Annotated in this window: 15 protein-coding genes and 1 pseudogene; 9 read left to right on the top strand and 7 right to left on the bottom strand. The window is 63.6% G+C overall.

The window, feature by feature from the left end; genetic code table 11:
- The first annotated feature begins 84 nt into the window (after window positions 1–84).
- The 5 genes from CGZ66_RS18115 to CGZ66_RS18095 all read left to right on the top strand — a co-directional run bounded on the left by CGZ66_RS18115 (window position 85) and on the right by CGZ66_RS18095 (window position 2,016).
- Window positions 85–312 carry a hypothetical protein gene (locus CGZ66_RS18115; RefSeq protein WP_095086096.1) on the top strand — a complete coding sequence of 76 codons (228 nt, stop codon included), beginning with the start codon at window positions 85–87 and terminating at the stop codon, window positions 310–312.
- The gene (locus CGZ66_RS18110; protein WP_095086093.1) at window positions 312–719 is read left to right on the top strand and encodes a hypothetical protein; all 408 of its coding nucleotides are present in this window, start codon (window positions 312–314) and stop codon (window positions 717–719) included. The genes CGZ66_RS18115 and CGZ66_RS18110 overlap by 1 nt, the downstream gene beginning before the upstream one ends.
- A 1-nt stretch (window position 720) precedes the next feature.
- Window positions 721–876 carry a hypothetical protein gene (locus CGZ66_RS18105; RefSeq protein WP_095086090.1) on the top strand — a complete coding sequence of 52 codons (156 nt, stop codon included), beginning with the start codon at window positions 721–723 and terminating at the stop codon, window positions 874–876.
- Window positions 877–880: 4 nt separating this feature from the next.
- Window positions 881–1,264, top strand: a complete 384-nt coding sequence (locus CGZ66_RS18100) for a YkgJ family cysteine cluster protein (RefSeq protein ID WP_095086087.1) — start codon at window positions 881–883, stop codon at window positions 1,262–1,264.
- 140 nt (window positions 1,265–1,404) lie between these two features.
- Window positions 1,405–2,016, top strand: coding sequence for a LysE family translocator (locus tag CGZ66_RS18095; protein ID WP_095086726.1), 612 nt, complete (start codon window positions 1,405–1,407; stop codon window positions 2,014–2,016).
- Between the two features lie 20 nt (window positions 2,017–2,036).
- On the opposite strand, the gene CGZ66_RS18090 is transcribed toward CGZ66_RS18095, so the two are convergent.
- The 3 genes and pseudogenes from CGZ66_RS18090 to CGZ66_RS18080 all read right to left on the bottom strand — a co-directional run bounded on the left by CGZ66_RS18090 (window position 2,037) and on the right by CGZ66_RS18080 (window position 3,925).
- Window positions 2,037–2,423 carry a nuclear transport factor 2 family protein gene (locus tag CGZ66_RS18090; protein ID WP_095086084.1) on the bottom strand — a complete coding sequence of 129 codons (387 nt, stop codon included), beginning with the start codon at window positions 2,421–2,423 and terminating at the stop codon, window positions 2,037–2,039.
- Between the two features lie 15 nt (window positions 2,424–2,438).
- Window positions 2,439–2,880, bottom strand: a pseudogene (locus CGZ66_RS18085) (OsmC family protein).
- Between the two features lie 34 nt (window positions 2,881–2,914).
- Window positions 2,915–3,925: a zinc-dependent alcohol dehydrogenase family protein gene (locus CGZ66_RS18080; protein ID WP_095086082.1), complete on the bottom strand. Its 1,011-nt coding sequence runs from the start codon at window positions 3,923–3,925 to the stop codon at window positions 2,915–2,917.
- Between the two features lie 98 nt (window positions 3,926–4,023).
- Between CGZ66_RS18080 and CGZ66_RS18075 the strand changes: the two genes are divergently transcribed.
- A complete protein-coding gene (locus tag CGZ66_RS18075; protein WP_095086079.1) occupies window positions 4,024–4,632 on the top strand; it encodes a TetR/AcrR family transcriptional regulator in 609 nt (202 codons plus the stop codon).
- Window positions 4,633–4,724: 92 nt separating this feature from the next.
- Here the strand turns inward: CGZ66_RS18075 and groL are convergent, their stop codons facing one another.
- From groL to CGZ66_RS18060, 3 genes are all read right to left on the bottom strand, one after another.
- The gene (gene groL, locus CGZ66_RS18070; RefSeq protein ID WP_095086076.1) at window positions 4,725–6,380 is read right to left on the bottom strand and encodes a chaperonin GroEL; all 1,656 of its coding nucleotides are present in this window, start codon (window positions 6,378–6,380) and stop codon (window positions 4,725–4,727) included.
- Window positions 6,381–6,442: 62 nt separating this feature from the next.
- A complete protein-coding gene (gene groES / locus CGZ66_RS18065; protein ID WP_006203049.1) occupies window positions 6,443–6,739 on the bottom strand; it encodes a co-chaperone GroES in 297 nt (98 codons plus the stop codon).
- A 173-nt stretch (window positions 6,740–6,912) separates the two neighbouring features.
- On the bottom strand, window positions 6,913–7,539 hold the full coding sequence (locus CGZ66_RS18060; RefSeq protein WP_095086073.1) for a TetR/AcrR family transcriptional regulator: 627 nt from the start codon (window positions 7,537–7,539) through the stop codon (window positions 6,913–6,915).
- Window positions 7,540–7,663: 124 nt separating this feature from the next.
- Between CGZ66_RS18060 and CGZ66_RS18055 the strand changes: the two genes are divergently transcribed.
- The 3 genes from CGZ66_RS18055 to CGZ66_RS18045 are packed head-to-tail and all read left to right on the top strand — an operon-like array spanning window position 7,664 to window position 11,283.
- A complete protein-coding gene (locus tag CGZ66_RS18055) occupies window positions 7,664–8,851 on the top strand; it encodes an MFS transporter (protein WP_095086070.1) in 1,188 nt (395 codons plus the stop codon).
- A gap of 9 nt (window positions 8,852–8,860) precedes the next feature.
- Window positions 8,861–10,141, top strand: a complete 1,281-nt coding sequence (locus CGZ66_RS18050; protein ID WP_095086067.1) for a D-arabinono-1,4-lactone oxidase — start codon at window positions 8,861–8,863, stop codon at window positions 10,139–10,141.
- On the top strand, window positions 10,138–11,283 hold the full coding sequence (locus CGZ66_RS18045; protein WP_095086064.1) for an alanine racemase: 1,146 nt from the start codon (window positions 10,138–10,140) through the stop codon (window positions 11,281–11,283). Before CGZ66_RS18050 ends, CGZ66_RS18045 begins: the two co-directional genes overlap by 4 nt.
- 4 nt (window positions 11,284–11,287) lie before the next feature.
- Here the strand turns inward: CGZ66_RS18045 and CGZ66_RS18040 are convergent, their stop codons facing one another.
- Complete coding sequence (locus tag CGZ66_RS18040; RefSeq protein WP_095086723.1) at window positions 11,288–12,121, bottom strand: AraC family transcriptional regulator; 834 nt, start codon at window positions 12,119–12,121, stop codon at window positions 11,288–11,290.
- Window positions 12,122–12,152 lie beyond the last annotated feature (31 nt).

The raw sequence follows: 12,152 nt of genomic DNA, 5'->3' as shown, positions 1-12,152 counted from the left end.
CCGCTGCCGTATTGCTTTGTGCGTGGTCCTGACCGAAGACCCGGTCTCGCCATGTCTGCACCAGCTCCTGACAGGAGAAAGATTTTGACCGCCAATTCGAAGACAGCCCCTGATCAGGCCGTGTCCCTGTTCAGCAAGACGCAGACCCAGTCGATGTCACTCAACCGCATCATTTCCGAGCGCGATGCCGTCAGCGAGGCGCGGGAAGCCAAGACCGCGCGGCTACGCGAACAGCGCCTGGAGAAGGAGGCCGATGAGATGGCCGCGGCCGCGGCTCTCGCCGCTTTGCCGAAACGAGTCGGAAAACGCTGATGGCCACCAAGCGCGTCCCGCCTACTCCGATCGCGACCGATGCGACCATTGCCGACATGGTCGAAGGCCTCGACAAGCCGGTCGAATATGTCCGGCGCGTGCTGGAAAAACTCGAACGCTGCAAGCGTGCCCATGGCGACGCCCAGGTGCGCGTCGGCGTGCGTGGCCGGGCTGAGTGCCCGAACTACCTGATCGAGTATGTCCGCGAAGACACCAAGACGCATGAGCTGGTGACTTATCAGGATGCCGCCTACAGCGGCAGCACGCATCGCGAACTTGCGCCCCACCACATCGAGGCGGTGAAGAACTGGTCGCCCGAGGAAATGAACATCACGGCGGTTTCGGCGCTGATCGGCCGCTTGCGCAATCCGCGCGCTCCATCATCGCGTTTCGCCGACGAGGACTGACATGGCCATAAAATTCTCCGCCAAGGACCAGCCTGCAACGCCAGCTGCTGCAAAACCGGCCAAGCCGGTTGCGGCGCCGAAAGCCGACGAAGCCGCGACCGATCTGTTCAAGTCGCCGGCGGATGCGCCAAAGGGCAAGACAGGCAAGAAGAAATAACACCTTGCCGAAAGACGCAGATCACGACCCTGCCGAGCCGGGACTGTTCGCCTTGGCGGCCGCTGCAAGTCTTTCGTCGTTGCAACGCAGCACCGGCCCTGTCTTCGACTGCCAGAGCTGCGGCGCCTGCTGTTCCTATTCGGCGGAGTGGCCGCGCTTTTCCACCGAGGATGACGCCCAGCTCGATCGCATCCCGGAAAAATATGTGGCGGCCAACTTGTCCGGCATGCGCTGCGATGGCGTGCGCTGCTCGGCGCTCTCCGGCGAGATCGGCAAGTCGACCGCTTGCGGCATCTACGAAGTTCGCCCGGATGTCTGCCGCGCCTGCATGCCGGGCGACGACGATTGCCTGATGGCGCGCCGGGCGCACGGACTGCCGACGTCTTAAGGGTCCTTTTTTCGCGCAGGTCGTCGCAAAAAACGGTGCGCACTTTTGGACGACATGCACCGGCAACGACTGCCGGCGGCTTGTGTGCAACCTCCTTGCTGGCTACGCTGCAACAGGGCAGGGCGCCGGAGGAAACCACCGTGAGCATCGAATTTCTTTTGACGTCACTGATCGTCGTGGCTTCGCCCGGCACCGGTGTTCTCTACACGCTGAGCGCCGGCCTTTCGCGCGGCGCACGCGCCTCGATCATCGCCGCCTTCGGCTGTACGCTCGGCATCATTCCACATATGGCAGCCGCCATCACCGGCCTTGCGGCGCTGCTGCACACAAGCGCGGTTGCCTTCGAGACGCTGAAATATCTCGGCGTCGCCTATCTGCTCTACATGGCCTGGAACACACTGAAGGAGAAGGGTGGCCTGAGCGTCGAGCAGGATGTGGCGCCGCGCTCCGCCGGCAAGGTGATTGCGACCGGCGTCCTCGTCAACGTGCTCAATCCGAAGCTGTCGATCTTCTTCTTCGCCTTCCTGCCGCAATTCGTCAGCACCACCGAGCCCAATGCTCTGTCGAAGATGCTGGAGCTCAGCTCCGTCTTCATGCTTTTGACCTTCGTTGTTTTCGTCGGCTACGGCATCTTCGCCGCCTCGATCCGCAGCCATGTCGTGTCTCGGCCAATGGTGCTGACCTGGATGCGCCGGACCTTTGCCGGCGCCTTTGTCATGCTCGGCGCAAAACTGGCGTTGGCAGACCGGTAGCGGCGAGCGGTCAGGGGCGGCTATCCCTTGACGTACCCCATCGCTTCGACGATCAGCCCGCCCTCGACGCGCATCAGATTGACGCCGCGGATGGAGTTGCCATCGGCGAGCCAATAGCGCCAACGGATCGTCGCCCGTTCGCCCGCAATGAATGTCTCCTCAAGGTCGAATCGCGTGCCGGGCTGAGTGGCGATCGTCGACCACAGCTGGACGCACGCCTCCCGACCGACATGACGGGCGCCGTCCGGTGCCGGGACGGTGTTTTCGATCACGCAGTGTTCGGCGACCAGGCCTTGCAGTGCCGACGGATCATGCAGCTGGAACACGTCGTTGAAGCGCTGCATGATTTCAGCTGTCTGCCTGGAATGTTCGTCCGGATGAACGGTCACGATGCTGTCCTGTTTCATATCATCCTCCTGATTTCATTGTTGCGTGGCGGCGGTCGCGACGAGCTCGGCTTTGAGCGTGATGGTTGCCACCCCGGCCAGGGCGCGCGACACAAGGCATGCCGCTTTCGCCGTTTCCGCTAGGTTCTGGAACTCGTCCGGGGCAATGCCCGGGATCTCGGCTTGGGTCTCAATTTCGATGCGGGTGATCGTCGGCCCGGCAGCGGTTGCGCCGAGATGCACCTTGGCGATCGTGTTGATGCTTGTCGGGATGTACTTGGCGCCGCCCAGTATGGCGCTCAAAGCCATCGAGAAGCAGCCCGCATGCGCTGCCGCGATCAGTTCCTCCGGGTTCGTGCCCGGACCGTTTTCGAAACGCGACGGAAAGGAATAAGCGCCTTCGAACACACCGCTGCCGACGTCCTGAGCCTTCCTTCAGCGTGCCTTGCCACTCGGCCGAAGCTTCACGAATTGTCATTGTCTGCACTCCCTGGTTCCGAGAAATGCATGGGTCAGGCGCCGTCGACGACCACTTTTCCGAAGACGTCGCCCTGCTGGAAATAGCGGTACGCATCACCGGCTTCGGTGAAGGCAAAGACCTTGTCGATGACGGGCCGCAGCCGGTGATGGGAGACAGCGCGCAGCATGGCTTCGAGATTGGTCCGGCTGCCGACGAACAGGCGGCTGATGGTAGCGAGGCTGCGCTGGTAGAGCGCTGCCGGCATCTCGATTGACCTGCCTTGCTGGTCCTGCAGCGTCAGCAGCACGATGTGCCCGTAGAGCGTGCTGGCGATCAGCGATTGCGCGAATGTCGCAGGGCCGCCGGTTTCGACAACGAGGTCGATGCCGCCTGTCTGGTCGCGGACAGTCGCACCCCATTCGGGCATCTCCGAAGTCGAGATCACAAGGTCGGCGCCCAGCATCCGCAGCCTCTCGGCCTTCTCGCCACGTGAGGTGACGGCGACGACGCGGCAGCCGAGCAGCTTGGCGAACTGCAGCGCAAACAGCGAGACGCCGCCCGAGCCGATGACCAGAACCCACTGGCCAGGCTTCGGAATTCCGGCGCCGGTCACCGCATTCCAGGCGGTCAGGCCGGCGCAGGTCAGCGTTGCTGCTTCATGCCAGTCAAGATGATCGGGCAGGCGCACAGCCCATTGCTCGTCGAGAACGGCATATTCGGCCAACATGCCGTCCAGCGTGCAGCCGAGCTGGTCGATGAGCCCGGCGTTGATACGGCCGTCGACCCAGCGGGCGAAATAACTGCCGGTGACGCGATCGCCAACGGCAAAGCGGGTGACGGCATCGCCGATGGCGACGATCTCGCCAGCCCCGTCGCTCAGGGGAACGACGCCCTGGCGCGGCGTCAGCGGATAGGTGCCGTTGAGGATCATCGTGTCGCGTCGGTTGAGCGAGGTGGCGCGAACGCGCACCACGATCTCATGCGGTTTCGGCTCCGGGCGCGCTTCGTCGCGCATCACCAGGCATGCCGTCCCGCCGGATCCTTCAAGACGATAGGTGTTCATGTCGACCTTCCAAATATGTAGACTGATCTACATATTATGTAGACCGATTGTCATATTTGATGCAAGGCCTATAATGATTGCTACTGACAGAGGTTGACATGGCCAACGACACCCGCACCCGCATACTCGAGACGACGGCACTGCTGCTCAGGCAACGCGGCTATCACGGCACCTCGCTCAACGACATTTTGAGCGCCAGCGGTGCGCCGCGCGGCTCGCTCTACTTCCACTTTCCCGGCGGCAAGGACCAACTGGTCATCGAGGTGACGCGTGACAGCGTCGACAAGGTGACGCAAAGGCTGGGCGCGGCATTGGCCGCCGAGCAGGATCCGGCAGTGGCCGTCCACCACATCTACCAGGAGGTCGGACACATGCTCGAGGAGAACCAATTCACGCTCGGCTGCCCGATCGCACCCGTGGTGCTGGATTCGCCGACCGATGTGCCGGAGCTGGCCGAATTGTGCCGATCGGCCTTCGAGCAATGGATCGGCTTGCTGCGAGAGGCCTTCGTCAGGGCAGGGGTGCCCGAGCGCCGCGCCCATGCTTTGGCGCTGCTGGTCGAATCGTCGCTGGAAGGGCTGATGGTGATCGCGCGCGCCACCCGCGACCGCGCCCCGTTGCAGGCGGTCGCCGACGAAGTCGCGGCACTGATTGAAGGCGCGGTGCTGGCTGGAGAGGCACGGCGACGCGCCGATGCCGCCGTCTGAGGGCCGGTCAGGCGCGACGATTTAAGGTACACGTAAACAGAAAGGGCGCCTTTCGGCGCCCTTTCCGTATCTGAAGGCTGATAGGGGCTGGATTAGAAGTCCATTCCACCCATGCCGCCCATGCCGCCGCCGCCCATGCCGCCAGGCATGCCGCCGCCAGCCGACTCCTTCTTCGGAGCCTCCGCGATCATGGCTTCGGTGGTGACGAGCAGGCCGGCGACCGAGGCCGCGTCCTGGAGAGCCGTGCGCACGACCTTGACCGGATCGACGATACCCATGGCGATCATGTCGCCATACTCGCCGGTCTGGGCGTTGTAACCGAAGGTCGCGCCCTTGTTCTCAAGGATCTTGCCGGCAACGATCGATGCTTCCGCACCGGCGTTGGCCGCGATCTGGCGGGCCGGAGCCTGCAGTGCACGACGAACGATGTTGATGCCAGCGGCCTGGTCGGCATTGGCGCCGGTGGCCTTGATGTTGGCCGAAGCGCGCAGCAGGGCGACGCCGCCGCCTGCAACGATGCCTTCTTCCACGGCCGCGCGGGTCGCGTTGAGGGCGTCATCGACGCGATCCTTCTTTTCCTTGACTTCGACTTCCGTCGCACCGCCGACGCGGATCACCGCAACGCCGCCCGCGAGCTTCGCGAGACGTTCCTGCAGCTTCTCCTTGTCGTAGTCCGAGGTGGTCTCTTCGATCTGCTGCTTGATCTGGGCAACGCGGCCCTGGATCTCGGCCTTCTTGCCGGCGCCGTCGACGATGGTGGTGTTCTCCTTGGAGATCGACACCTTCTTGGCGCGGCCGAGCATGTTGAGGCCGACGTTCTCGAGCTTGATGCCGAGGTCTTCCGAAATGACCTGGCCGCCGGTGAGGATGGCGATGTCTTCCAGCATGGCCTTGCGGCGATCACCGAAGCCCGGCGCCTTGACGGCGGCGATCTTCAGGCCGCCACGCAGCTTGTTGACGACCAGCGTGGCCAGAGCCTCGCCTTCGACGTCTTCCGAGATGATGAGCAGCGGCTTCGAGGTCTGCACGACGGCTTCGAGAACCGGCAGCATGGCCTGAAGGTTGGAGAGCTTCTTCTCGTGCAGGAGGATGTAGACGTCCTCGAGCTCGGCAACCATCTTGTCGGCGTTGGTGACGAAGTAGGGGCTGAGGTAGCCGCGGTCGAACTGCATGCCTTCGACGACTTCGAGTTCGGTCTCGGCGGTCTTGGCTTCCTCGACCGTGATGACGCCCTCGTTGCCGACCTTCTGCATCGCTTCCGCGATCATCTTGCCGACCGACTCGTCGCCATTGGCCGAGATCGTGCCGACCTGGGCAACTTCCTCGGAGGTCTTGATCTTCTTGGCAGCCTTGCCAAGCGCCGCGACGACTTCGGTCACGGCCAGGTCGATGCCGCGCTTCAGGTCCATCGGGTTCATGCCGGCGGCAACCGACTTGTGGCCTTCCTGGACGATCGACTGCGCCAGAACGGTCGCGGTCGTGGTGCCGTCGCCGGCGATGTCGTTGGTCTTCGAAGCAACTTCGCGGACCATCTGCGCGCCCATGTTTTCGAACTTGTCCTCGAGCTCGATTTCCTTGGCGACGGTGACGCCGTCCTTGGTGATGCGCGGGGCGCCGAACGACTTGTCGATGACGACGTTGCGGCCCTTGGGGCCGAGCGTGACCTTCACCGCGTCGGCGAGGATGTTGACGCCGCGCAGCATGCGCTCGCGGGCATCACGGGAGAATTTTACGTCTTTGGCAGCCATTTTTAACTCCTGGCAAGGGCTTGGATTGAGCCCGGGAATTCAGTTGACGGAAAGTGCTGATATCAGCCGATGATGCCCATGATGTCGGATTCCTTCATGATCAGAAGGTCTTCGCCATTGAGCTTGACTTCGGTGCCCGACCACTTGCCGAACAGGATGCGGTCGCCGGCCTTGACGTCCAGCGGGACAAGCTTGCCGGCTTCGTCACGAGCGCCGGAGCCGACAGCGATGATCTCGCCTTCCTGCGGCTTTTCCTTTGCCGTATCGGGGATGATGATCCCGCCGGCGGTCTTGGATTCGGATTCGACCCGGCGAACGACCACGCGGTCATGAAGCGGGCGGAACTTCGACTTTGCCATTTTTTCTTCCTCGATGAGAACGGTGAGAACAGTTCCTCCGTCCGGCGACGCCGGACATATGGTTAGCACTCACCAATGGCGAGTGCTAACGTGGCGCTGAAATAGGCCGCCGGCCTGCCAGAGTCAAGGCGCGACACGCTGTCGAAACACGCGAAATTCGCATGAGGCGGCGGCTAGAGAAAGAGCCGCAACTGAGTGTGGATGATCGACCGGTAATCCTCGATGGTTTGCCGACTTTCCGCTTCGCCCTCGGCAAGCGCCAAGCGCACCACACCACCGGCTAGCTGGAAGATCAGCAGAACGATGCGTTCGAACTGCTCGCGCTTCTCGGGGGCGAGCAGGGGACTGACGCGGTCGCAGAACATCTTGGCTTGATGCCGGGTTTCGGCGATGTCGAGATTCTTGAGCGCCTTGTCGGCCTGGATGGCGTTCTGCAAATCCTGGATGGCCGGATCGCCGGCGACACGGCTGTGATAGTCGTCAAGCAGCCGGTCAGCCGCCACGATCACGTCCTTGGCCTCGCGGATGTCGCTGATGATCGCTGTCAGCCGCGTGCGGCTGACCTCGGAAAACCGCTCGTAGAGCATTGCCAGGATCGCCGACTTGTTGGGAAAGTAATGGTAGACGGTGGCGATCGGTCCGCCCGCCAGCATGCCGACCTCCTTCATGGTCACGGCGTCGATGCCCTTTTCGCCGATCAGCCGCATGGTTGTCGACAGGATCGCGTCGATGCGCTCGCGGCTGCGCTCCTGCTTGGGTTTGCGCCTGGGTTCGGTGGCTGTTCGCGTTGCTTCCATCATGCACGGGTCTTTCGCACGAGTTTCCAAATTCTGATTGACAAAAAATATGATCAAGTATCAGCTTCTGAAATGCTGACAGATTGTCAGTTTTTTTGCCGCGCGGCAAGGACGTTGGGAGGCGCCTTTGACTTCGACAGATACCGGGCACCCCGGAAGCGGCGACTGGCTGGTCGGCAATCCGACCGGCAGGCAGCTTGCCTCGGCGCTGTGGATCGGTTCGGTCGGCCTGCTCATCCTCGGACTGCAACCGGTGCTGCTCGGCGCCCTTTTCACCGAGGGCCATGTCAGCGGCGATGAGCTGGCGCTGGTCGCCACCGCCGAGATGATCGCCATTGCCATCGGCTCGGCAATCGTGGCGATGCTGCTTTCGGCCCACAATATGCGCTGGAAAAGTGCGGCCCTTCTGCTCCTGCTGGCGCTGGCGAATGTTTGGACGGCCTATGCCGCCGGCGCCAACATGCTGATTGCGGTTCGCGCCCTGGCCGGGCTGGCCGAGGGCGGCCTGGTGGCGGTCGCCACCGAACTCATTGCCCGCTCACGGCGGGCCGAGCGCATCGGTGGCTATTTCGTCACCATGCAAACGCTGGCGCAATGCGCGCTTGCCCTGCTGCTGGCGCTCTATGTCATCCCGGCAGCCGGGTCGGCGGGCGGCTTCATCGTTCTCGCCATCGTCTGCGTTGCCTCGCTGGCGGTCGCCTTCACCGTTCCCACTGACTATGCCGATCTGCCCAAGGAAGAGAATCTGGCCAATGTGCTGACGGTCCCTTCGATGACCGCCCTGCTGTCGGTCTTCTGCTACTTCATGTTCTTCGGCGCGGTGTGGGCCTTTCTGGAGCCGCTTGGCGCACAATACGGCATCGATGGCCGCACCGTTGGCCTGATCGTCTCGGCCAGCCTCGCGGTTCAGGTCCTGGGTGCGATGACGGCGACCGTGTTCGAGGCGCGCATCGACTACCGCCTTGCCATCGCGTCGATCGGTGCCGTCGCGTTTGTCAGCTCCCTGGTCCTCGCCAGCGGACCTGACCTCATCACATTCTGGGTTGCCGCCTTGATCATGGGCTTCATCCTCTTGTTCATCGTGCCTTACCAGATCCGGCTGGCGATCACCGCCGATGAGACGCGCACCGCCGTGCTGCTCGTGCCGGCGGCGCAGCTTTTTGGCCTGGCGATAGGGCCGGTCGCGGCGTCGCTGCTCATCGACGGCAAGGATTTTTGCCCGGTGCCGGAATTCGCCGCCACCAGCGCCATTGCCAGCGCGGCGCTGCTCGGCCTGTTCATCCTCGTGTCGCGGCGTCGCCGCGCCGTTGCCTGAGGAGGCAACATGTCGAAAACCTGGAGCAACTGGTCCGGCTACGTCAGCGCTGAACCGCAGCTGATTGCCACCCCAACTGACGCCGGCGAACTCGGTGATCTCGTTCGCACCGCACCCGGTCCGGTCCGCGTCGTCGGAGCCGGCCATTCCTTTACGCCGCTGGTGAAATCCGAGGGCACGATCCTGTCCTTGGAGAGACTGGAAGGGCTGGTCTCGCACAACGTCGAAAAACATCAGGCAAGCGTGCGGGCAGGGACCCGGCTCGGCCCGCTCATGCACATCCTGCAAGGCATCGGCCAGGGCCTGCCAAATATGGGCGACATCGACCGCCAGGCGATCGGTGGCGCGCTCGGCACCGCCACGCATGGCTCTGGACCGACGCTCGGTGCCTACCACACGCAGCTTGAAACGGTGCAGATCGTCGACGGGCTTGGCAAACTCCGCGACTTCAAGCGGGCAGGGGATCAGCAGATGATCCATGCCGTCGGCGTCGCACTTGGCGCCTTCGGCGTGATGACCGAGGTGACGCTGAACAACATTGCGACCTACCGGCTGCGGCGCCGCAAATGGGTGCTGCCGATCGCCGACATGCTGCACGATTTCGAAACGATGATGGCCGCGCATCGTTCGGCCGAATTCTACTACATTCCGTTTTCCGGCTACGCGCAGTTCATCGCCAGCGATTTCAGCACAGCGGAGACCACCGCGCGCCCGACCGAGGATGACGAGGGCGGGTTAAGGACGCTGCGCCGGCTGCGCACCGGGCTCGCCTGGCTGCCGTCGCTCCGCCGCCGGCTGATCCGCGGCGCCGTCGCGAAAGTGCCCGCCGAGGATTATGTGCAGGACTGGCTCAACGTCTATGCCAGCGACCGGCAGACCAAGTTCAACGAGATGGAATATCATCTGCCGTTCGAGGAGGGGCCGAAGGCGCTGGCCGAGATCATCGAGCTGACGGAGAAGCGTTTTCCCGAGGTCTATTTTCCGATGGAGGTTCGCTCCGTCGCACCGGATCAGTTCTGGCTTTCGCCATTCCACAACAGGCTGACCTGCTCGATCGCCATCCACCATGACGCGGCAAGCGATCCGCTGCCGTTCATGCGGGCGGCCGAGCCGATCTTCCGCAAATATGGCGGCAGGCCGCATTGGGGCAAGATGCACAGCCTGAAGGCGGCGGACTTGAAAAAGCTCTATCCGCGCTGGGACGACGCCATGGCGGTCCGCCGCGACATCGACCCGCAAAACCGACTCATCTCGCCCTACATGGCCGGCCTGTTCGGCATCGACCAATGAGCGCCTATTTCGTCGCTCTTTCGGACGCGTTGAAGCAAGCCGGTATCTTCCAGCCCTGCCTGCTGCTCGATCGCGATCGGCTGGACCGCAACATTGCCCTGGTGAAAGAGAGGCTTGACGCCGGCCTTGCCGTGCGGCTGGTCGACAAGTCGCTCGCCTGCCTGCCGCTGCTGTCGCACATCGGCAAGGCCCTAGGCACCAATCGCTTCATGACCTTCCATCCACCAATCACGCAAGCCGTGCTGAAAGCATATCCCGCCGCCGACATACTGTACGGCAAGCCGATGCCGGTCGAAGCGGCAAGGGCGGCACTGGTGAAAGGGGACGCCGACTGGTCGCGTGTCTGCTGGCTGATCGATACCCAGGAGAGGCTGGCCGAGTATGGCGCACTCGCGGACGAACTCGGCGTCGAGCTGCGCATCGCCTTCGAGATCGATGTCGGGCTGCATCGCGGCGGCTTTGCCAGCCCGCAGGCCTTGTCGAAAGCATTAGGCGCGCTGCCGGCTCATCAACGGCTGCATTGCGAAGGCGTCATGGCTTACGAGGCGCATGCGCCGCTCATCCCCGGCCTGTTCGGCGGGCCGGCCAAGGCGTTGGCGAAAGCTTCGGAACGGGCCACCGCCTTCGTCGCATGCCTCGGCGCCGACCAGCGCCGTATCCTCAACATCGGCGGCAGCAAGACCGCGCTGCTACACCATCGCAGCGCCGCCAACGAGGTGTCGATGGGCTCGGCCTTCGTGCTGCCGAGCGATTTCGATACGCCCGGCCTCGAAGGCTTCCAGCCGGCGGCCTTTATCGCGACGCCGATCCTGAAAGTGGTCGAGCCGAAGCTGCCCGGCCCGCCGGCCGTCACCCGCCTGCTGCAGGCGCTCGGCCGGTTTCCGCGCAAGGGCTGCTATCTCTATGGCGGCAAGTGGATGGCCGAGCCGGTCTTTCCCTCAGGAATAAAGACGAACGGCCTGCTCGGCCTGTCCTCGAACCAGCAATTCATGGGCCAGCCGGCCGACGCGACCGCAAGGCCCGGCGACTACGCGTTCCTGCGCCCGACGCAGAGCGAGGCCGTGCTGCAGCAGTTCGGATCGATCGCGGTGTTTTCCGGCGGCAGGATCGCCGAGCGATGGCCCGCTCTGCCGATGGGATGAACGACTACGCCTTGACCGGTATCCAGATCTCCAGCCCGCCATTGCCGCTGCGCGGATCGAATTCGGGGCCGTAGCGCTCGAATTCGGGAGCATCCGCGATCTCGTGGCCGGAGGCCGGCAGCCATTTGTTCCAGATCGTGTTGACGGTCCGGCGGATGGTCGAGATGTGCTCGCGATGGGCAAAGACGGCATATTTCTGCGCCGGTACGCGTACCCGGCTGAGCTCCTTCGGCAGGTCGGAAAAATCCGACACTTCGACGCCGGCGACGTAGTCGAAATTGCCGGCATCGTCGCCGTTGACGCAGACGCCGTAGGCGACGTCGCCGGTCTCGCCCGGAATGTTGCCGATATAGGGGCCGAAGCGTTGCCACAGCATGGGAATGGCGGCGCTCGATTCGCAGCTGTAGCGTTCGCCGAGGCCGGCGATCAGGAACGGCCGGCTGGTTTCGAAGCGTGGCGGTTCGAGGTTGGGAAGGAAGGACTGGTCCATCAGGATCGGCTCCACGAGGTTGAGGTTGTCGAGCGTGCCTTGCGCGCGCACCAGTTCCGGCGTGGTGCCGAACTGGTCGCGGAAGGCGCGGGTGAACGCCTCATGCGAGTTGTAGCCGGCATCGAGCGCGAGCGAGAGGATGTCGGGCGCCCCGCCAGCCAGCTTGCGCGCCGCTTCGGTCAGCCGGCGTGCGCGCATGTAGCCCATCACCGAGCGGCCGGTGGCGGCCCCGAAAGCCCGCGTCACATGAAAGCGCGACACGCCACTGCTTTGGGCGATATCGTCGAGCGAGACCGCTTCGGGCAGATGGCTCTCGACGAACCACAGCGCTTTTTCCGTCGGATTCATCGACTTCCTTCCCGCGTTGGCCAGATCATCT

This window comes from Mesorhizobium sophorae (assembly GCF_002270415.1).
GTDB classification, from domain to species: Bacteria; Pseudomonadota; Alphaproteobacteria; order Rhizobiales; family Rhizobiaceae; genus Mesorhizobium; species Mesorhizobium sophorae.
Note: the sequence above shows the minus strand (reverse complement) of the source record. Positions and strands in the feature narration are given on the sequence as shown.